This is a genomic window from Zoogloea sp. LCSB751, assembly GCF_002028455.1.
Lineage (GTDB): Bacteria > Pseudomonadota > Gammaproteobacteria > Burkholderiales > Rhodocyclaceae > Zoogloea.
In genome coordinates this window covers 1-18355 of sequence record NZ_MWUM01000011.1, presented here as the reverse complement: position 1 = coordinate 18355, position 18355 = coordinate 1, and the positions used below count along the sequence as shown (strand labels likewise).

Below are 18355 nucleotides of genomic sequence, written 5' to 3'. Positions count from 1 at the left end.
GATCCGCTCAATGGGCCTCGTCCCAGTTGGCGCCGACACCCACTTCGGCCACCAGCGGCACCGAAAGTTGCGCCACGCCCGCCATCAGCTTCGGCAGCTGGGCGCGGATCAATTCCACCTCGTCGTCCGGCACTTCGAGCACCAGTTCGTCGTGCACCTGCAGGATCAGGCGTGACTTGACGCCAGCCTCCTTCAGCCAGGCCGACGTTGCGATCATCGCCTTCTTGATCAGGTCGGCGGCGGTGCCCTGCATCGGCGCGTTGATCGCCGCCCGCTCGGCGGCCTGGCGGCGCCCCACCTGCTGGGCGCGGATGTCCGGCAGGTGCAGGCGGCGGCCGAACACCGTCTCGACGTAGCCGTTGGTCTTGGCCTCCAGGCGGGTGCGCTCCATGTAGGAGGCAACGCCGGGGTAGCGCGCGAAGTAGCGGTCGATGTAGTTGGCCGCGGCAACCCGCTCGATGCCCAGGTTCTTGGCCAGGCCGTGGGCGCTCATGCCGTAGATCAGGCCGAAGTTGATCACCTTGGCGTAGCGACGCTGCTCGCTGGTGACCTCCAGCGGCGTCACGCCGAAGATCTCGGCGGCGGTGGCTCGGTGCACGTCCTCGCCGTGGGCGAAGGCGTCCAGCAGGCCTTTGTCGCCGGACAGGTGGGCCATGATGCGCAGCTCGATCTGCGAGTAGTCGGCCGACACGATCCTGTGGCCAGCCGGCGCGATGAAGGCAGCGCGGATGCGGCGCCCTTCCGGCGTACGGATCGGGATGTTCTGCAGGTTGGGTTCGGAGCTGGCGAGGCGGCCGGTGACCGCCACCGCCTGGCTGAAGCTGGTGTGCACGCGGCCGGTCTTCGGGTTGACCATCAACGGCAGCTTGTCGGTGTAGGTGTTCTTCAGCTTGGCCAGGCTGCGGTGCTCCAGCAGCAGCTTGGGCAGCGGGTAATCGTCGGCAAGCTGGGACAGCACGTCTTCGTCGGTGGAAGGCTGGCCGGTGGCGGTCTTCTTGACCACCGGCAGGCCCAGCTTGGTGAACAGGATCTCGCCGAGCTGCTTGGGCGAGCCCAGGTTGAAGGGCTGGCCGGCCAGCTCATGGGCCTGCAGCTCCAACTCGTGCAAGCGGCGGCCGAGCTCCTCGGAATGCTGGGCGAGCAGGAAATCGTCGATCAACACACCGTTGCGCTCCATCTCGAAGAGCACCCGCGCGGTGGGCAGCTCCACGTCCCGGTACAGCGCGGCAAGGGCCGGCTCGGCGGCCAGCTTGGCGGCCAGCGCGTTATGCAGGCGCAGCGTGATGTCGGCGTCCTCGGCGGCGTATTCGGTGGCACGGGCCAACTCGACCTCGCCGAAGCCGATCTGCTTGGCGCCCTTGCCGCACACTTCGGCGTAGGTCAGCGTCTTGAGGCCCAGATGGCGGCTGGCCAGGGAATCCATATCGTGGGACTTGTCGCTCTCCAGCACGTAGGACTCCAGCAACGTGTCCTCCGCGATACCGGCAAGCTGGATGCCGTGGTTGGCCAGGATATGGGCGTCGTACTTGAGGTTCTGGCCGAGCTTGCGGTGGGCGTCGGACTCCAGCCAAGGCTTCAGCCTGGCCAGCACTTCGGCCAGCGGCAGCTGGGCCGGCGCGTCGGCATAAGTGTGGGCCAGCGGCAGGTAGGCCGCCTCGCCCTCGACAGTGGCGAAGGACATGCCGACCAGCGTGGCGACCAGCGGGTCGAGGCCGGTGGTCTCGGTGTCGAAGGCGGTGAGTTCGGCAGCGGAAATCTTGGTCAGCCAGGCATCGAAGGCGGCCCAGTCGAGCAGCGTCTCGTAGCCGCTACGGTGGGCGCCCGGCTCGCCCTGCGGCGCGACAGCCTCGGGTGCCTCGGCGGCGGCCGGCGCGGCGCGATGCACGCCCTGCTCCAGCTCCTTCAGCCAGCCCTTGAATTCCATGCGCCGGTAGATCGCCGCCAGTGCCTCCTTGTCGTCCTCCCGCGCCGGCAGGTCGGCGGGGCCGACCGGCAGCGGCAGGTCGGTGACGACGGTGACCAGCCTGCGCCCGAGGGGCAGGAAGTCCAGGTGCTTGCGCAGGTTCTCGCCGACCTTGCCGCCGACCTTGTCGGCGTTGGCGACCAGATTGTCCAGGTTGCCGTACTCGGTGAGCCACTTCACCGCGGTCTTGGGGCCGCACTTCTCGACGCCGGGCACGTTGTCCACGGTGTCGCCGATCAGGGTCAGGTAGTCGACGATCAGATTGGGCGGCACGCCGAACTTGGCGGTCACGCCGGCCTCGTCGAGGACTTCCTCGCTCATCGTGTTCACCCAGCGCACGCCGGGCTGGACGAGCTGGGTCAGGTCCTTGTCGCCGGTGGAGATGACGACATCCCAGCCGGCCTCGACGGCGCGGCGGGTCAGCGTGCCGATCACATCGTCGGCCTCGACGCCCTCTTCCATCAGCAGCGGCCAGCCTTCGGCCCTGACGGCCTCGTGCAGCGGCTCGATCTGGGCGCGCAGGTCGTCGGGCATCGGCGGGCGCTGGGCCTTGTAGTCGGGGAACCAGTCGTCGCGGAAGGTCTTGCCCTTGGCATCGAATACGCAGGCGCGGTATTCCGCCTTGTAGTCGGATTCGAGCCGACGTAGCATGGAAAGGACCCCGCGCACCGCGCCGGTGGGCTCTCCCGCTGAATTGCGCAGGTCGGGCAAGGCATGGAAGGCACGGTACAGGTAACTGGAACCGTCTACGAGCAACAGGGTCGGCATGGGTTCGCGAGGCAGAGCAGGCGAAACCTCACCCCTCACCCCTCACTCCTTACAAGAAAAATGACTGCAAAAGACAAACTCCCCCGGATGGTGCCGAACACGGCGGCGCAGAACTTCACGGCCAGGGAGTCGTGGCGGATTTTCGGAATTATGGCAGAGTTCGTCGAGGCGACCGAACGCCTGAAGCCGATCCGCCCGGCCGTATCGATCTTCGGCAGCGCCCGCACCAAGCCCGACCATCCGTACTACGAAAAGACCGAGCGCATCGCGCGCCTGCTGTCGGACGCCGGCTTCTCGGTGATCTCCGGCGGCGGCCCCGGCATCATGGAGGCCGCCAACAAGGGCGCCTACTTCGGCAAGTCGCCGAGCGTCGGGCTGAACATCCAGCTGCCGATGGAGCAGCAGGCCAACCCCTACCAGGACATCTCCCAGACCTTCCAGCACTTCTTCGCGCGCAAGTTCATGTTCGTGAAGTTCGCCATCGCTTACGTGGTCATGCCCGGCGGCTTCGGCACGCTGGACGAGTTGCTGGAGGCGATGACCCTGATCCAGACCGGCAAGAGCCGCAAGATCCCGGTGATCCTGGTCCACGAACCCTTCTGGCGTGGCCTGATCGATTGGTTCAAGGAGCGACTGGTCGAGGAAGGCATGATCAATCCGGACGACCTCAACCTGGTCCAGGTCATCGACGAACCCGAAAAGGTGGTGGACGCGATCTTCAACCATTACCAGAGCCGCGGCTTCCTGCCACAACCGGAAGAGCACGAACTGATGCTCAACCTCTGACCGGCGGCCCCGCAGATTACAATCCCGGCATAGTCAGGAGACCTTCATGCCCCGCGTTAGCCATTTCGCCACCCTGCTGATCGCCATCACCGCCTCGGCGTGGGCCCAGCAGCCCCCGAAACTCGAACCCCTGCCCGAGCCGCCCCCACCGCCACCCGGCATGGAACTCGATCAAGCCCAGGAACCCCAGGTCACGATCACCAAGAAGGGCGAGGACACTGTCGAGGAATACCGCGTCAATGGCCAGCTCTACATGGTCAAGGTCACACCGCCCAACGGTCCGTCCTACTACCTCTACGACGACGTCGGCAACGGCGACTTCACCCGCCGCAGCGCCCAGGACAGCGGCCTGCGCGTGCCCCACTGGGTGATCAAGCGCTGGTAAGGCGCCCAAATAGCAAAGCACCAGAAAAAACGGGGCAGCCAGCAGGCTGCCCCGTTCCGCATTTGACTCCTGCCGCCCTTACGGCGCGTCGCACAGGCAATGCAGATAGACGTGGCCAGGGTCGTTCCACAGCGCCAGCCCGGCCAGCTCGCTACGGATCTTCGCCAGCGCCTGGTCCACCGCCGACGACGCCCTGGCCGTGCGGGTCTCTTCCTCGCCGCTGTCGAGCAGGCGCAGCAGCAACTGGTCGCGGGGAGACAGGGGCTTCTCGACGTAGCTCACGTCGTAGTCCTTCAGGCCGGCTCGCGCCGCAGCAGCCTTGACGGCCGCGTCGAAGTTGCCGAGCTTGTCCACCAGCCCCTTTTCGCGGGCCTGGCTGCCCATCCATACGCGTCCCTGGGCGACCCGGTCCACCGCCTCTACCGTCATCTTGCGGTTCTTGCCGACCAGTTCGACGAAGCGCCGGTAGCCGAACTCGATGTTCTGCTGCAGCAGGTTGGCCACCTGCGGATCGAGAGGCCGGCGCGGGTCGAGGCCACTGGCCAGCGCCGTCGTACCGACGCCATCCACCGCCAGGCCGAGTTTGGCCATCGGGCCGGAGATGTCCGGCATCATCGCGAAGATGCCGATCGAGCCGGTGATGGTGGTCGGGCTGGCCCACACCTCGTCGGCGGCCATGCTGATCCAGTAGCCGCCGGAAGCGGCCACCGAGCCCATCGAGACGATCACCGGCTTGCCGGCTTCGCGGGTCAGCTCCAGCTCGCGGCGGATCACCTCCGACGCCGTCGCGCTGCCGCCCGGGCTGTCCACCCGCAACACCACGGCCTTGACCGCCTTGTCCTCGCGAGCCTGGCGGATCAGCCCGGCCACCGTGTCGCCGCCGACCATGCCGGGCGGCTGCTCACCGTCCACGATGGCCCCCTGGGCCACCACCACACCGATCTTGTCGGCCGGATGGGACATGTCGTCGCGGACGCGGGCGATGTAAGTAGCCAGATCCACGTGACGATAGGCCTTGCCGTCGTCCGTCGCGCCGATCTTCTGCTTCAGGTAATCGCGCCATTGGTCGGTGGTCTTGAGGCCGTCCACCAAGCCGGCACTGTGCGCCATCTTTGCCGCATCGCCGCCGGCTTCCGCCAGTCGTGCCGGGGCATCGCCCACGTAAGCCGTCAGGTTGGCACCCGCCTTCGGACGGGCCGCAGCGACGTCCGCCTGATAGGCCTGCCAGGCCGCATCCAGATAGGCCTTGGTGGCCTCCCGGTCTTCCGGCGACATGTCACTGCGCGTATAGGGCTCGACGAAGGACTTGTAGGTGCCAACGCGGAAGACCTGCATCTTCACGCCGACCTGGTCGAACAGGCCCTTGAAGTAGGTCGGAAAACGCCCGAAGCCGGACAGCAGCACATAGCCGTCGGGATTCACGTATACCTCATCGGCACGGGACGCCAGATGGTACTGGCCCTGGTCGAAGTGCTTGCCATAGGCATAGACCTTCTTGCCGGCCTGGCGGAACTCACCCACCGCTGCGGCGACCTCCTGCAGCTTGGACAGGCTCGCGCCCGACAGGCCATCGGTCTCGATGACCAGCGCCGTAATGCGCGAATCCCTCGCGGCGGCACGGATGCCGTCCACCACGTCGCGCAGCAGCACCTGGTGGATGCCCTCGACGCCCTGCAGCACGCTCATCGGACTGCGCGCGCTACGCTGCTCCACCAACTGGCCGACCGGAGCCACCAGCAGCGCCGCCTCGGCAGGCAGGGGCGCCGGCCGGGCCGCCCACCAGCCGCCGACCAGAAACACCACCACGGCGATGAACAACACGTTGAGACTCGCCTGCCGCAGGTGATCCACCGCCCGCCACAGGGACGAAAATCCCCTTCTCACGACACCAGGCCGTGCTTTGCGCTCCATTACTCTCTCCAAAATGAGCCTGACGGCCTGTCGTCCTGCGGACCTCCGCAAGCTTTCTGCAACCCACCAATCCGGTAGAATCCCGCCATGTTCAGCAATCCTTCCCCCGACCAGATCCGCGACCTGCTGCTGACGGTCAAGACCGTCGCCGTGGTCGGACTGTCGCCGCGCCCCGACCGGCCCAGCCATCGGGTGGCACGCGGCCTGCAGGGTTTCGGGTATCGCATCGTACCGGTTCGGCTGGCCGTTGCCGAAGTTCTTGGCGAAAAGGCCTACCCGAACCTGTCCGGCATTCCGCACCCGGTCGATCTGGTGGACGTGTTCCGCGCCGCTGACCAGATCGATCCGATCGTCGACGAATGCATCGCCCTCGGCATCAAGCGCCTGTGGCTGCAAGACGGCGTGATCAACGAAAAAGCCGCCGAACGGGCCCGCGCAGCCGGCATCACCGTTGTAATGGACCGCTGTATCTGGCGCGACTACCTGGATTTTATCCCATGAGCAAGAAACTCGCCTTTACCAAAATGCAGGGCCTCGGCAACGACTTCGTGATGATCGACGCCGTCCGCCAGGACATCCAGCTCACCGAGGAGCAGGTCCGCCACCTGGCCGACCGCCACTTCGGCGTCGGCTGCGACCAGCTGCTGGTCGTCGAACCGGCCCAGACCCCGGGCGTGGACTTCCGCTACCGCATTTTCAACGCCGACGGCGGCGAGGTGGAGCAATGCGGCAACGGCGCCCGCTGCTTCGCCCGTTTCGTCTTCGACCAGGGCCTCACCGACAAGAAGGAAATCCGCGTCGAAACCAAGAAAGGCATCATCGCCCCGCGCCTCGAGGCGGACGGCAACGTCACCGTGGACATGGGCGTGCCGGTCCTCAAGCCGGCCGACGTCCCCTTCGTCAGCGACTCCGATGCCCATGTGCAGCCCCTCGACGTGGCCGGCACGGCCATCGCCATCACCGCCGTCAGCATGGGCAACCCCCACGCGGTGCAAGTGGTGGCCGACGTGGACACGGCCCCGGTAGCCGTCCAGGGACCGCTGATCGAACACCATCCGCGCTTCCCGGCACGGGTCAATGCGGGCTTCTTGCAGGTCGTCGATGAACATCGGGTACGCCTGCGGGTCTACGAGCGCGGCGCGGGCGAAACCCTGGCCTGTGGCACGGGCGCCTGCGCGGCGGTGGTGGCGGGCATCCTGCGCGAGCTGGTGGTGTCCCCGGTCACCGTCGAAACCCGTGGCGGCGAACTCACCATCGCGTGGAGCGGTGTCGGCACCCCGGTCATGATGACCGGCCCGGCCGTCACCGTCTTTTCGGGTGAGCTGACGCTCTCCTGACCCCTCACCTGCGCCGCACCCGGCCTCAATGCCATGAACCCTTCCGACGTCGTCCAGTTCCTGCAGGAGCATCCCGACTTCTTCGACGAACACTCGACCCTGCTGACCGACCTGACGGTGGGCCACCCGCACACGGGCCACGCGATATCCCTCACCGAGCGCCAGCTGATCGCGCTGCGCGACCGCATCGCCCAACTTGAGGACAAGTTCGCCGAGCTGCTGTCCTTCGGCGAGGAGAACGACGGCATCAGCGCCAAGGTCCATCGCCTGACCGTCTCACTGCTGGAAGCAGAAGATTTCGAGGCCATCCGCCAGGTCATCTACCTGCACCTGCAGGAAGACTTCGCCGTACCCCACGTGGCCTTCCGCGTATGGAATAGCGTGCTGACCCGCAGCGGGCCGGAATTCCTGCCGGTCGGCGAGGAAGTCCGCTTCTTCAGCGGCGACCTGATGCAGCCTTATTGCGGCACCCCGGCCCTGCGCGAAGCCACCAGCTGGTTCGGCCCGGTGAGTCGACTGATCCGCTCGGTGGCCCTGGTGCCCCTGCGCCGCGACGACCAGACCTTCGGCATGCTCGCCATGGGCAGCGAAGATCCGGAACGGTTCTATCCTGAGATGGGCACGCTGTACGTCACCCGCATCGGTGAGATGGTCAGCGCCGCCCTCATCCGCCAACTTGGCTAGGGGGGCATAAGGCTACTACGCAGCCCGATCTCGCGGCTGCGGTGCTCGCCGTACTTGAGTACGGCAGTGCGCCTCGCTGCAACCTCGGGCGGCTCGCTACGCCTTCTGCCCCCTAGCCGGGTGTTGTTGATCTGTTTTTTCTCTGTTTGTCCCTCTCTGTTGCTCCTCATTTTCATAGCGCCACTGTCATGACCGATCTCATTCTCAAGCCCGGCAAGGAACGTTCCGTGCTCCGTCGTCACCCCTGGATCTTTGCCGGTTCCGTGGACCGGCTGGAGGGACGGGCGCGGCCGGGAGACACGGTGCTGGTGAAGGACGCCGACGGGCGGGCGCTGGCGCGGGCGGCGTGGTCGCCGGAATCGCAGATCCGCGCGCGGGTATGGACCTTCGACTGCGACCAGTCGGTGGACCACGCCTTCATCAAACGTGCCGTCGCCGCATCGGTGGCGCGGCGGGCCACCCATCCGTGGCTGGCCGGACAGGACGGCGTGCGTCTGATCCACGGCGAATCGGACGGACTGCCGGGCGTCATCGCCGACCGCTTCGGTCCAGTGGTGGTGGTCCAGCTGACCAGCGCCGGGGCCGACAAGTGGCGCGATGCGATCGTCGCCGGCCTGGTCCAGGCCACCGGCTGCAGCACCGTCTATGAGCGCTCCGACTCCGACGTGCGCAAGCTGGAAGGCCTCGGTCCGGTCACCGGCGTGGCCCACGGCGAATTGCCGGAGACGCTGAGCATCGTCGAGAACGGCGTGCGCATGGAAGTGGATGTGGTCAGCGGCCACAAGACCGGCTTCTACCTGGACCAACGCGAAAACCGCCTGCTTACCGGCCAGCTGTCCGCCGGCCGCGACGTGCTCAACTGCTTCTGCTACACCGGCGGCTTCTCGCTGCAGGCCCTGGCCGGCGGCGCGAAGAGCGTGATCTCGATAGACTCGTCGGGCCCGGCGCTGGTCACCGCCGCCCGCAACCTGGCCCACAACCCGCAGCTCGACGCCAGCCGCGCCGAATGGCGCGAGGACGACGTCTTCCAGGCTTTGCGTGGCTTCAAGGCCGAAGGCCGCAAGTTCGACCTGATCGTCCTCGACCCACCCAAGTTCGCACCGTCCGCCGCCCACGCCGAGCGGGCCGCCCGCGCTTACAAGGACATCAATCTGCTGGGCTTCCGTCTGCTCAACCCGGGCGGCATCCTGATGACCTATTCCTGTTCCGGCGGCATCGGCCTGGAACTGTTCCAGAAAATCGTTGCCGGAGCAGCTGCGGACGTCGGTGTCGAAGCGCGCGTCCTGCACCGCCTGTCCGCCGCCCCCGACCACCCCATCGGGCTGGCCGTTCCGGAAGGCGAATACCTGAAGGGATTGGCCTGCCAGATCTAGGAAAACCCAAAACGGGTAGTTCTTCGGCATGCGATTGGCAAGAGGTGTGTATGCTCAGGCCACCGAATGGTTAAATTCTGTTTCAGAATTCCGATTGATTATTCCGATGGAGCTACCGATGGACACCCCCCTGCCCCCTGGCTCCCGCGAGTCGGTCTTCCTCGCCCCCTCCATGGCGGGCGATAACGGGGCCTTGGCAGGCCCCGACCGACGCGCCGCCGCCCTCCTCCTGTCCCGTTACAACCTGCGCTACCTGGTGCGCCTGTATGCCGCCTTCGACGGCGATCTGCTGCTGCCGATCGTCCTCGGCGAAGTCGGCCTCTACAACATCGGCGGCCTCGGTCTGGACGACCAGACCCTGACCTCCATCATCAGGAGCACCGCCGAAGACGACTTCCGCCACCTGCCGCTGCGCCCCTGCAATGCCTTCTCGATCAGCTCGTCCACCGGCATCCCGCGGGAAACCGTCCGCCGCAAGGTCAGCAACCTGATCCAGCAGGGCTGGATCGCACGCGATCAGAAAGGCGGTCTGACGATCACCGCCAAGGCCGCCCGGCTGTACATCCAGCCCCTCGACCAGGAAAACCTCGACGATTTCCTGAGCACCGCCGAGCGGGTGCACACCGCGCTGAGCAGCTCCGACGCCTAGGCGCTGCCGCCCTCCCACAGGCTGCCGCTGCCCGCCGCCCCCGGCGGCAGCAGGCCGAAGTGCTGCCAGATCGACGCGGTGGCCATGCGGCCCCGCGGCGTACGCTGCAGGTAGCCCTGCTGGATCAGGTAGGGCTCAAGCACGTCCTCGATGGTGTCCGACGACTCCCCGATCGCCGCCGCCAGGTTGTCCAGGCCCACCGGGCCGCCGCCGAACTTCTCCAGCATTGCCCCGAGCAGCTTGCGGTCCATCAGGTCGAGGCCCAGGTGGTCCACGTCCAGCATGGTCAGCGCCGCATCTGCCACGCCCGCGGTGATGCGGCCGTCGGCACGCACCTCGGCGTAGTCGCGCACGCGGCGCAGCAGGCGGTTGGCGATGCGCGGCGTACCGCGCGCCCGGCGGGCAATCTCGAAGGCGCCGGTGTCGTCGATCTCCACGTCCAGCAGGCCGGCCGAACGGCTGACGATGTAGGACAGCTCCTGCGGCGTGTAGAACTCCAGACGGGCGACGATGCCGAAGCGGTCGCGCAGCGGATTGGTCAGCATGCCGGCGCGGGTCGTCGCGCCGACCAGCGTGAACGGCGGCAGATCGAGCTTCACCGAGCGGGCTGCCGGGCCTTCGCCGATCATGATGTCGATCTGGAAATCCTCCAGCGCCGGGTAGAGGATTTCCTCCACCACCGGACTCAGGCGGTGGATCTCGTCGATGAACAGCACGTCGTGGGGTTCGAGGTTGGTCAGCAACGCGGCCAGGTCGCCGGCGCGCTCCAGCACCGGGCCGGAGGTCTGGCGCAGGTTGACGCCCATCTCGGCCGCCACGATGTGGGCCAGCGTGGTCTTGCCGAGCCCCGGCGGGCCGAACAGCAGCACATGGTCGAGGGCCTCACCGCGCCGCTTGGCGGCCTCGATGAAGATGTCCAGCTGGTCGCGGATCTTCTGCTGGCCGACGTAGTCGTCGAGCCGCTTCGGCCGCAGCGCGCGCTCCAGCACCTCCTCCTGGTTGCCGGTGCGCTGGGCGGTGATCAGGCGGGCGGAAGGATCGGGCTGGCCGCCCTTGATGTCGTCGGTATGGATCATGAACGGCCCTCCGGGGCCTCTGCGAGTTCATCGGCCGGCGCCTCGGCCGGACGGCTGACGGTCCAGCTGGTGAACAAGGCCTGGCCAAGGGCCAGGAAGGTGGGGCCGAGGAAGATGCCGATGAAGCCGAAGGCCAGCACGCCGCCAAAGGCACCGAGGGCGATCAGCAGGATCGGCAGGCTGGAGGTGCGGCTGATCAGGATCGGCTTGAGGAAGTTGTCCACCGAGCTGATCGCCAGCAAGCCCCACAAGGTCATGAAAATCCCCCAGCCGCTCTCCCCCTGCTGGTACAGCCAGAAGGCGGCGCCACCCCAGATCAGCGGTGGCCCGATCGGCACCAGCGACAGGAAGAACACCCCGGCGGCGAGCAGCAGCGCCCCCGGCACGCCGGCCACCAGGAAGCCCACCAGCGCCACTAGGGCCTGGGCCGCGGCGGTACCGACGATGCCGATCATCACTGCCTTGACGGTGCTGCCGGCCAGGTGCAGCAGGTCGCCCCACACCGGCCCGCCCAGGCGCGCGGCGCCGACTTCCAGCTGGGCCTCGAGACGCGCCCCGTCCCGGTACAGGAAGAAGCCGATGAACAGCACCAGCGAGATCTGCAGCAAGCCCTGGCCGACCACGCCGCCGAGGCCCAGCGCGAACTTGCGCGCCGGCTCGATGGCCTCCAGCGCCAGCTTGCGCACCTCGGTCTGGCTGTGGGCCAGCTTGCGCACGTAGGCGTCGATGTCGGCGCCGACCAGCGGGATGTCACGCAGCCAGTGGGGCGGTTTGCCATCGGACTGCTCGATAAGGCCACGCACGTAATCGACCAGCGTGATCGCCGAATCGGTCAGCGAGGCGGCCAGGCCGACCATCGGCACCAGCAGCACGGCCGTCAGCAACAACGTCATCGTCAGCGCCGCCAGCCCGTCGCGGCGGCCGAGGCGCCGGTGCAGGGCCTGGTACATCGGCCAGGTGGTCACGCACACCGTGCCGGCGAACAGGATGGCCGCGAAGAAGGGGCTGAGCACGAGGGCGCAGCCAAGGAGCAACACGGCGGTGATGGCCAGCTGGGCAGTGCGTCTGGGAGTCATGGGCGCCTCTCGAATGGAATGAGCGGAATTATCCCTGATCTTTTAGACAGTGCCACCTCCGCCGTACCGCGACGGCCCCGCCGCCGGCACGGGCCGGCGCCGTCCCGCGGGCAACCGGGGTTTCAGGCCTTCGACAAGCCCTTCAGCGCCTGGCGGATACCGTCCGAGACGCCGATGCCCTCCGGCAGGTTCTTGACCGCGCCGAGAGCTTCCTTCTCGTTGTAGCCAAGGGCCAGCAGGGCGTTGACGATGTCGCCCCGGTCGTCGCCGGGCAGGCTGGCGGCAACGCCGCCGGCCACCGCCGGCAAAGCCTTGGCGAGCTTGTCGCGCAGCTCCAGCAGCAGGCGCTCGGCGGTCTTCTTGCCGATACCGGGGATCTTCACCAGCCGCCCGCTCTCCTGCAGCGCCACCGCCTGGGCCAGGTCGGCTACCGACAGGCCGGACAGCACCGCCAGCGCGGTGCGCGCGCCGATGCCGGCCACTTTCAGCAACTGGCGGAAGGCCGCCCGCTCGTCCTCGGTGGCGAAGCCGTACAGAAAGTGTCCGTCCTCGCGCACCGCCATGTGGGTGGACAGGCTGACGCTCTGGCCGGTGGCAGGCAGGCCGTAGAAGGTGCTCATCGGCACTTCCAGTTCGTAGCCGACGCCATTCACGTCGACCAGGATCTGCGGCGGGTTCTTTTCGGCCAGGCGGCCGGTGATGCGTCCGATCATCGAATCTCGCGGGGAAAGAAGTTAGCTGTAGTCGGCCGCCATGAAGGCCGGGAGGGCCTCGGCATTGGCGGCCAGCGCGGCGAGGGCCGGGTAGTCACTGCTCGCCACCAGGCCGGGGGCCGAATAATGCGTGAAACGCCAGGCTACCGCCACGCTGATATCGGCCTGGGTCGGCCGCGCGCCGCACAGCCAGTCGGCGTCGCCGACGTGCCGTTCGAGCACCGCATAGGTGTCGCGGATCTGCCCCTCGACGCGGCGCAGCCAGTCCGGATCGCGACACTCTTTCGGGCGCACCTGCATCTCATAGACCCGCTGCACGCTCTTTTCGGCCGCCGCCAGGCCCAGGCTGGTGAGCTGCAGACAGCGCCGCAGGGCTGCCGCGTCGGACGGGAACAGGCTCTTGCCGGGTGGCGCGATGCGCTCCAGCCAGGCGATGATGTGGGTGCTGTCCACCATCACCTCGCCGTCGTCGAAGACCAGCGTCGGGGCCTTGACCAGCGGGTTGATGGCGTGGAATTCGTCGAAATTGCGGAAGACCGACAGGGACTGGTGCTCGAAGGGGATGCCGAGCATCCGGGCGGTGATGAAGCTGCGCCGTACGAAGGGTGAATCCAGCATGCCGATGAGTTTCACGGAGTTCCTCCTGAATTGGCCGGGTTGGCCGGATTGGATTTGGCACAGGCTGCCGCCGCGCGGCGCAGCCGGGCCAGGAGCGCGTCGGCCTCCTCGCGGCCCTTCGCCGGGATGCGCGCCTCGTGGCCGCTGCCCAGGTTGCCGCCGCCGAAATAGATCCGGACCTCGTCGGGCCGGACGTCCACATACTGCACGATGCCCAGGTTGATCCAGCGCTGCACGCCGCTGTCGGAAGGCAGCGGAAACAGGCAGAAGCCCGCCGAAGCCGCCTCATCCGCCGGGACCGGTGATGCCAGCAGGCAGGCCGCCACCAACAGGAATCGACGCATCAGCCGCTCCTTGCTACCAGAAAGCCGGCGATGTCGTGAAGGCTGACGGCCACCGGCACGCCGGCCGCCCGCACGTCGTCGGCGGGCTGCAGCAGGTCGGGCACCATCACCACCCGCGTGCCGGCCGCCAGCGCACCGCGCACGCCCGCATTGGAGTCCTCCAGCACCAGGCAGTTCGCCACCGGCACGCCGAGGCGCGCGGCCGCCGCCACGAAGATGTCCGGCGCCGGCTTGCCGCGGCTCACCTCGTCGCCGCACACCATGCCGTGCACCCGCGGCAGCAGGCCCACCGCCGCCAGCTTGGGTTCGGCACGGGAACGGCGCGTCGAGGTGGCCACCACGCGGCCAAGGGACAGGCCGTCGAGCACGTCGAAGAGCTCGACCACGCCGCCCTTCAGCGGAATCCTGCCGGCGGCGATGGCCGCCTCGTAGATGCGCCCGAAGGCGTCGTAGAGATCGGCCACCGGGTAGTCCTCGCCCAGGTGGCGACGGATCACCTTCGGGCCGTCCTGCGCGTTGAGGCCGACCATCGCCAGCCCCACTTCGGCGCGCCATTCCAGCCCCAGCTCGGCCGCCGCCGCGGCGACGGTGGCGAGGGCCACGCGCTCGCTGTCGAGCAGCAGGCCGTCCATGTCGAAGATGATGCCGTGGATGTCCGCGGCGGCGAAGGGCAGTTCGAGACTCATGACAGGGCTCCCGGCCAGCGCCCGAGGGTCAGCGTGGCGGCAAGCGCCAGGCCGTGCAGGTTGGCAGCGACGATGGTCAGCTTGAGGGCTGGCGCCAGCTCGGCCGGCTCGCCGGCATGGGCCAGCAGATAGCGGGCGGCGCGGAAGGAGAAGATCAGCGTCAGCGCGGCGGCGGCGGCGCCCTGCGGCAGCACGTTCTGCCCGACCATCAACACCAGCCAGGCGTAGGCCAGCAGCACCAGGCCGAGGTAAACCCACTTGGCGACCTGCGGCCCGAGGCGGACCACCAGGGTGCGCTTGCCGGCCGCCTCGTCGCCGCGCCGGTCGGGGAATTCGTTGATGAACAGGATCGCCGCCACCAGCAGCGCGTAGGACAGGCCGGCGATGGCCGGCAACTGCGAAAAGGTGCCGCGCTGCACGAAGTCGCTGCCGACCACCACGATCAGCCAGCCCGCCGCGACGGCCAGCTCGCCCAGCCCACGGCATACCAGCGCCAGCGGCGGCGCGGTGTAGGCCCAGCCGAGGAAGAGGCCTGCGAGGCCGATCAGGATCAGCCCCGGCGCCGACGCCCAGGCCAGCCACAGCCCGGCCGGCACCACCGCGGCGAGCAGGCCGAAGCCCAGGCGCCCAGCCTCGGCCTCCGACAGCACCCCGTTCTGGATGAAGCGGCTGCCACCGGTAAAGGGGAACAGGCGCTCCTCGTTGGCCGCATCGGCACCGCTCTGTGCGTCGTAGTAGTCGTTGAGGACGTTGATGCCGGCATGCGCGACGAGGGCGAAGAAGATCGTCAACCCGGCCTTCAGCTTGTCGATGGTAACGCCGCTGCCGTGGGCCACCGCCAGCCCGATCAGGCAGGCGAACAGGGTCACCCCGAGGAAGGCCGGGCGGGTGGCCAGCAGGCCCGCCAGCAGCGGGCTGGCACGCAGGGCGAGGGTGGGTTCGGCAGGATGGACGGAGGGCGGCATCGGCACGGACGGCGGTGGGAAACCGTGCCATGCTGCGGCGCGCCGGGCCGGCGGTCAAGCACGCATGGCCCGGCGCACGCTCGTCGGGCGGCAACGGCCGGGCCGCGGGAGAGCGGCTTAGCGGGCCGCCTTCGGCGCCTTCAAGATGTGCCGCGCCAGGCTCCAGCGGTGTACTTCCGACGGGCCGTCGTAGATGCGGAAGGCGCGCATGTCGGACCAGATCCGCGCGACGATGGTCTCGGCGGTGACGCCCTGGCCGCCGAGGATCTGCACGCAGCGGTCGACGACCCGCCATTCGGCTTCGGAGCAGATCACCTTGGCCATGCTCGACTCGTTCTTGCCCTTCCCGCCCTGGTCGAGCACCCACGCGCAGTGCCAGATGGCCAGGCGCGCGGTGTGCAGGTCCATCTCGTTGTCGGCGAGCATGAAGCCGACGCCCTCGTGCTCGCCGAGGGCCTTGCCGAAGGCCTGGCGCTTGCGTGCGTAGGCGGTGGCCACATCGTGGGCGCGGCGGGCCTGGCCGAGCCAGCGCATGCAGTGGGTCAGGCGCGCCGGCGCCAGGCGCACCTGGGCGTAGCGGAAGCCCTGGCCGATCTCGCCGAGCACATCGGCGGCCGGCACGCGCAGGTTGTCGAAGCACACCACCCCGTGGCCGCCGGTGAAGCAGGCATCCAGCGCGTCCATGCTGCGTTCGACGGTGATGCCCGGCCGGTTCATGTCGGACAGGAACATCGTCGCGCTGCCGTCCTCCATCCTGGCCATGATGATCGCGTAGCTGGCGCCGGTCGCGCCGGTGATGAACCACTTGCGGCCGTTGATCACGTAGTGGTCGCCGTCCTGCACCGCGGTGGTCTGCAGCATCGACGGATCGGCGCCGGCGCCCGGATCGGGTTCGGTCATGCAGAAGCAGGAACGGATCTTCCCTTCCACCTGGGGCTTCAGCCAGCGGTCCTTCTGGGCCGGCGTGGCGACGACCTCCATCAGGTGGATGTTGCCCTCGTCCGGCGCGGCGATGTTCAGCGCGGTCGGACCGAGGGTCGAATAGCCGGCCTCCTCGAAGACGACGGCCTTGGCGAAGTGGTCCAGCCCCAGCCCGCCCAGCTCGATGGACGCATGGGGCGTCAGCAGGCCGGCGGCCCGGGCCCTGGCGACCAGTTCCTTGCGCAGGTCCTCGCTGGGGCCGTGGGCGGTGACGCGGGGGTCCTTCTCGTAGGGGATGATCTCCTCGGCGATGAAGCGCCGGGTCTTGTCCTGCAGGGCCTTGAGATCGGCCGGGATGTCGAAGTTCATGAGGTATCTCCGGTTCAGGCGAGGCCGGCCTGCTTGAGGTATTTGGGATTCGAGACGCGCAGCCGGGCGCTCACCTCGGCCAGCAGCAGGCTGCCGACTTCCGGCAGACGCGCATCGAAGCGGCCCGTGCGCAGGTCGCTGGCCAGGCGGGTAGCGAACGCGTCGACGCCTTCGCTGGCAGCAGCGCTGCCATACAACTCGTGCAGCAGCGTGGCTTCAGCCTGCGCATGGCCGGCGTCGGACTGGATCTCGCGCAGCGCGATGGCCAGCGCGTTGGCGGCCATCAGCGCGGTGTAGTGGTGTTCCTTGGGGAGGTGGGGCAACAAGCCATTGAGCAGGCCGTCGCGGGCGGTCTTCAACAGGTCGGCGGCGTCGGGCAGGTTACGCATGGCGGGCACGCTCCTCTTCAATGGTCTGGATTTCCTGGATCAGGTCGAGCTCGATCTCCGGCAGCATGCGGCCGGTCAGCGCCAGCTCCAGCGACGGCTGCTCGCCGGACAGGTGGCGTTCGGCCTGCATCAGCGCGATCACCGCCCAGCGCATCGTGCCCATCACCTTCCAGTAGGGCAGCAGCTCGAGGTCGAAGGGCTGGCCTGCCACCGCCGCGTAGCCGCGGGCCAGCGCGGCAGTGCCGCCGATGCCGCCGACTTCGTGCTCCCACGCACCGAAGCGCCAGCAGCGCGCGCACAGCCAGCCGATGTCCTCCAGCGGATCGCTCCAGCCGGCGAATTCCCAGTCGAGCACCGCCGACAGGCGGCCGTCGGCGACCATATAGTTGCCGGTGCGGAAGTCGCCGTGGGTCAGCGTGACCTCGGTGCGCGCCGGGGCATTCAGCTCCAGCCAGCGCAGCGCCCATTCGAGGGTCGGCTGAGGCCGGCCGATGGCGTCGATGCGGCGCCGGTATTCCTTCACCCGCGACAGCGCCGGCGCGCCGTCCGGCAGCGGCAGGAAATCCAGCCCGGCGACCGGCGGACGCACCGCATGCAGGCGTGCCAATTCGGCGCCCAGCTCGGCCAGCAGCGCATCCCGCGCCTCGGCGGACAGCTCGCCGCGCACCAGCGGGCGGGCGGCGGCGGAGCCCTCGGCCTTGCGCATCAGGTAGAAGTCCTTGCCCAGCCCGCCGGGCGCGCCGCTATCCCGGTACAGCCACAGGGGCTCGGGCACCGTCACGCCGGCGGCGAAGGCTACCTTGAGCACCGCGAACTCCTCGGCCCGGCCGAGGCTCACCGCCAGGCCCGATGGGGAGTCGGTACGCAGCACCAGTTCGTGCTGGCCGTCCCAGTCGCCGCCGCGGATCGCCACATCGATCAGCAGGTTCTCCTGGATCGCCCCACCGCCGAGGCGCTTGCAGCCGAGCACCTCCACCGCCGCCGCACCGGTTTCCTGCTGCAAGAAGGCGGCGGCAAAGCCGGCGATGTCGGGCTGCCCGGTCGTTTCCGTTTTCGCGTCCACTGTCTGTCCTCTCCTGTGTTATGGGTGTGGCGCCTACACCGACAGCGCCTTGACGTGCTGGATGACCTCACCGATGGCCTGCTGGGCCGAGCCGTACAGCAGGCGGGTGTTGTCCTTGTAGAACAGCGCGTTCTCGATGCCCGAGTAACCGGTGCCCTTGCCGCGCTTGACGACGATGACGTTCTGGGCGAGATCCGCGTTAAGGATCGGCATGCCGAAGATCGGGCTGGACTTGTCGGTGCGAGCCGACGGATTGACCACGTCGTTGGCGCCGATCAC

Annotated in this window: 20 protein-coding genes; 7 read left to right on the top strand and 13 right to left on the bottom strand. The window is 68.2% G+C overall.

Going from position 1 to position 18355, the window contains the following annotated elements; genetic code table 11:
* Nucleotides 1-7: 7 nt before the first annotated feature.
* Nucleotides 8-2731, bottom strand: a complete 2724-nt coding sequence (gene polA / locus B4920_RS13735; RefSeq protein ID WP_079435271.1) for a DNA polymerase I — start codon at nt 2729-2731, stop codon at nt 8-10.
* A gap of 60 nt (nt 2732-2791) precedes the next feature.
* Between polA and B4920_RS13730 the strand changes: the two genes are divergently transcribed.
* Entirely contained in the window at nt 2792-3517 is a 726-nt protein-coding gene (locus B4920_RS13730; protein WP_079435270.1) for a TIGR00730 family Rossman fold protein, read from the top strand.
* Nucleotides 3518-3563: 46 nt separating this feature from the next.
* Entirely contained in the window at nt 3564-3902 is a 339-nt protein-coding gene (locus B4920_RS13725) for a DUF2782 domain-containing protein (RefSeq protein ID WP_079435269.1), read from the top strand.
* 78 nt (nt 3903-3980) lie between these two features.
* Here B4920_RS13725 and sppA read toward each other — a convergent pair whose 3' ends face one another.
* Nucleotides 3981-5813: a signal peptide peptidase SppA gene (sppA, locus tag B4920_RS13720; protein WP_079435268.1), complete on the bottom strand. Its 1833-nt coding sequence runs from the start codon at nt 5811-5813 to the stop codon at nt 3981-3983.
* Between the two features lie 87 nt (nt 5814-5900).
* On the opposite strand from sppA, the gene B4920_RS13715 reads away from it, so the two are divergent.
* The 5 genes from B4920_RS13715 to B4920_RS13695 all read left to right on the top strand — a co-directional run bounded on the left by B4920_RS13715 (nt 5901) and on the right by B4920_RS13695 (nt 9856).
* Nucleotides 5901-6314: a CoA-binding protein gene (locus B4920_RS13715; protein ID WP_079435267.1), complete on the top strand. Its 414-nt coding sequence runs from the start codon at nt 5901-5903 to the stop codon at nt 6312-6314.
* A complete protein-coding gene (dapF, locus tag B4920_RS13710; RefSeq protein WP_079435266.1) occupies nt 6311-7150 on the top strand; it encodes a diaminopimelate epimerase in 840 nt (279 codons plus the stop codon). The genes B4920_RS13715 and dapF overlap by 4 nt, the downstream gene beginning before the upstream one ends.
* 33 nt (nt 7151-7183) lie before the next feature.
* Nucleotides 7184-7834, top strand: a complete 651-nt coding sequence (locus B4920_RS13705; RefSeq protein ID WP_079435265.1) for a DUF484 family protein — start codon at nt 7184-7186, stop codon at nt 7832-7834.
* Between the two features lie 188 nt (nt 7835-8022).
* Nucleotides 8023-9207, top strand: a complete 1185-nt coding sequence (locus B4920_RS13700) for a class I SAM-dependent rRNA methyltransferase (RefSeq protein WP_079435264.1) — start codon at nt 8023-8025, stop codon at nt 9205-9207.
* Between the two features lie 118 nt (nt 9208-9325).
* A complete protein-coding gene (locus B4920_RS13695) occupies nt 9326-9856 on the top strand; it encodes a hypothetical protein (RefSeq protein WP_079435263.1) in 531 nt (176 codons plus the stop codon).
* Here the strand turns inward: B4920_RS13695 and ruvB are convergent.
* The 11 genes from ruvB to B4920_RS13640 form a co-directional block, all read right to left on the bottom strand.
* Nucleotides 9853-10932: a Holliday junction branch migration DNA helicase RuvB gene (gene ruvB, locus B4920_RS13690; protein ID WP_079435262.1), complete on the bottom strand. Its 1080-nt coding sequence runs from the start codon at nt 10930-10932 to the stop codon at nt 9853-9855. The two genes, B4920_RS13695 and ruvB, sit on opposite strands and share 4 nt — an antisense overlap.
* Complete coding sequence (locus B4920_RS13685) at nt 10929-12008, bottom strand: AI-2E family transporter (protein ID WP_079435261.1); 1080 nt, start codon at nt 12006-12008, stop codon at nt 10929-10931. Before B4920_RS13685 ends, ruvB begins: the two co-directional genes overlap by 4 nt.
* 122 nt (nt 12009-12130) lie before the next feature.
* Nucleotides 12131-12721, bottom strand: a complete 591-nt coding sequence (gene ruvA / locus B4920_RS13680) for a Holliday junction branch migration protein RuvA (protein WP_079435260.1) — start codon at nt 12719-12721, stop codon at nt 12131-12133.
* A 21-nt stretch (nt 12722-12742) separates the two neighbouring features.
* Nucleotides 12743-13354 carry a glutathione S-transferase family protein gene (locus B4920_RS13675; RefSeq protein WP_079435259.1) on the bottom strand — a complete coding sequence of 204 codons (612 nt, stop codon included), beginning with the start codon at nt 13352-13354 and terminating at the stop codon, nt 12743-12745.
* The gene (locus B4920_RS13670) at nt 13351-13683 is read right to left on the bottom strand and encodes a hypothetical protein (RefSeq protein WP_079435258.1); all 333 of its coding nucleotides are present in this window, start codon (nt 13681-13683) and stop codon (nt 13351-13353) included. Before B4920_RS13670 ends, B4920_RS13675 begins: the two co-directional genes overlap by 4 nt.
* Nucleotides 13683-14369: an HAD family phosphatase gene (locus B4920_RS13665; protein ID WP_079435257.1), complete on the bottom strand. Its 687-nt coding sequence runs from the start codon at nt 14367-14369 to the stop codon at nt 13683-13685. Before B4920_RS13665 ends, B4920_RS13670 begins: the two co-directional genes overlap by 1 nt.
* A complete protein-coding gene (locus B4920_RS13660; RefSeq protein ID WP_079435256.1) occupies nt 14366-15334 on the bottom strand; it encodes a prenyltransferase in 969 nt (322 codons plus the stop codon). Before B4920_RS13660 ends, B4920_RS13665 begins: the two co-directional genes overlap by 4 nt.
* 117 nt (nt 15335-15451) lie before the next feature.
* Complete coding sequence (locus tag B4920_RS13655; RefSeq protein WP_079435255.1) at nt 15452-16624, bottom strand: acyl-CoA dehydrogenase family protein; 1173 nt, start codon at nt 16622-16624, stop codon at nt 15452-15454.
* A gap of 14 nt (nt 16625-16638) precedes the next feature.
* A complete protein-coding gene (locus B4920_RS13650; RefSeq protein WP_079435254.1) occupies nt 16639-17013 on the bottom strand; it encodes a DUF6285 domain-containing protein in 375 nt (124 codons plus the stop codon).
* Nucleotides 17006-18076 (bottom strand): phosphotransferase family protein, encoded by a 1071-nt coding sequence (locus tag B4920_RS13645; RefSeq protein WP_254050936.1) that lies wholly within the window; start codon nt 18074-18076, stop codon nt 17006-17008. Before B4920_RS13645 ends, B4920_RS13650 begins: the two co-directional genes overlap by 8 nt.
* A 33-nt stretch (nt 18077-18109) precedes the next feature.
* Nucleotides 18110-18355, bottom strand: a 246-nt coding sequence (locus B4920_RS13640; protein ID WP_139379511.1) for an NAD(P)(+) transhydrogenase (Re/Si-specific) subunit beta, incomplete at its 5' end; no start/stop codon positions are given.

What these genes read in the sequence shown, in the direction of transcription:
- B4920_RS13655 (WP_079435255.1), bottom strand. Translation starts at nt 16,624, where the DNA reads ATGAACTTCGACATCCCGGCCGATCTCAAGGCCCTGCAGGACAAGACC.
- ruvB (WP_079435262.1), bottom strand. Translation starts at nt 10,932, where the DNA reads ATGATCCATACCGACGACATCAAGGGCGGCCAGCCCGATCCTTCCGCC.
- dapF (WP_079435266.1), top strand. Translation starts at nt 6,311, where the DNA reads ATGAGCAAGAAACTCGCCTTTACCAAAATGCAGGGCCTCGGCAACGAC.
- B4920_RS13705 (WP_079435265.1), top strand. Translation starts at nt 7,184, where the DNA reads ATGAACCCTTCCGACGTCGTCCAGTTCCTGCAGGAGCATCCCGACTTC.
- B4920_RS13725 (WP_079435269.1), top strand. Translation starts at nt 3,564, where the DNA reads ATGCCCCGCGTTAGCCATTTCGCCACCCTGCTGATCGCCATCACCGCC.
- ruvA (WP_079435260.1), bottom strand. Translation starts at nt 12,721, where the DNA reads ATGATCGGACGCATCACCGGCCGCCTGGCCGAAAAGAACCCGCCGCAG.
- polA (WP_079435271.1), bottom strand. Translation starts at nt 2,731, where the DNA reads ATGCCGACCCTGTTGCTCGTAGACGGTTCCAGTTACCTGTACCGTGCC.
- B4920_RS13695 (WP_079435263.1), top strand. Translation starts at nt 9,326, where the DNA reads ATGGACACCCCCCTGCCCCCTGGCTCCCGCGAGTCGGTCTTCCTCGCC.
- B4920_RS13670 (WP_079435258.1), bottom strand. Translation starts at nt 13,683, where the DNA reads ATGCGTCGATTCCTGTTGGTGGCGGCCTGCCTGCTGGCATCACCGGTC.
- B4920_RS13685 (WP_079435261.1), bottom strand. Translation starts at nt 12,008, where the DNA reads ATGACTCCCAGACGCACTGCCCAGCTGGCCATCACCGCCGTGTTGCTC.
- B4920_RS13715 (WP_079435267.1), top strand. Translation starts at nt 5,901, where the DNA reads ATGTTCAGCAATCCTTCCCCCGACCAGATCCGCGACCTGCTGCTGACG.
- B4920_RS13660 (WP_079435256.1), bottom strand. Translation starts at nt 15,334, where the DNA reads ATGCCGCCCTCCGTCCATCCTGCCGAACCCACCCTCGCCCTGCGTGCC.
- B4920_RS13650 (WP_079435254.1), bottom strand. Translation starts at nt 17,013, where the DNA reads ATGCGTAACCTGCCCGACGCCGCCGACCTGTTGAAGACCGCCCGCGAC.
- B4920_RS13700 (WP_079435264.1), top strand. Translation starts at nt 8,023, where the DNA reads ATGACCGATCTCATTCTCAAGCCCGGCAAGGAACGTTCCGTGCTCCGT.
- B4920_RS13665 (WP_079435257.1), bottom strand. Translation starts at nt 14,369, where the DNA reads ATGAGTCTCGAACTGCCCTTCGCCGCCGCGGACATCCACGGCATCATC.
- sppA (WP_079435268.1), bottom strand. Translation starts at nt 5,813, where the DNA reads ATGGAGCGCAAAGCACGGCCTGGTGTCGTGAGAAGGGGATTTTCGTCC.
- B4920_RS13730 (WP_079435270.1), top strand. Translation starts at nt 2,792, where the DNA reads ATGACTGCAAAAGACAAACTCCCCCGGATGGTGCCGAACACGGCGGCG.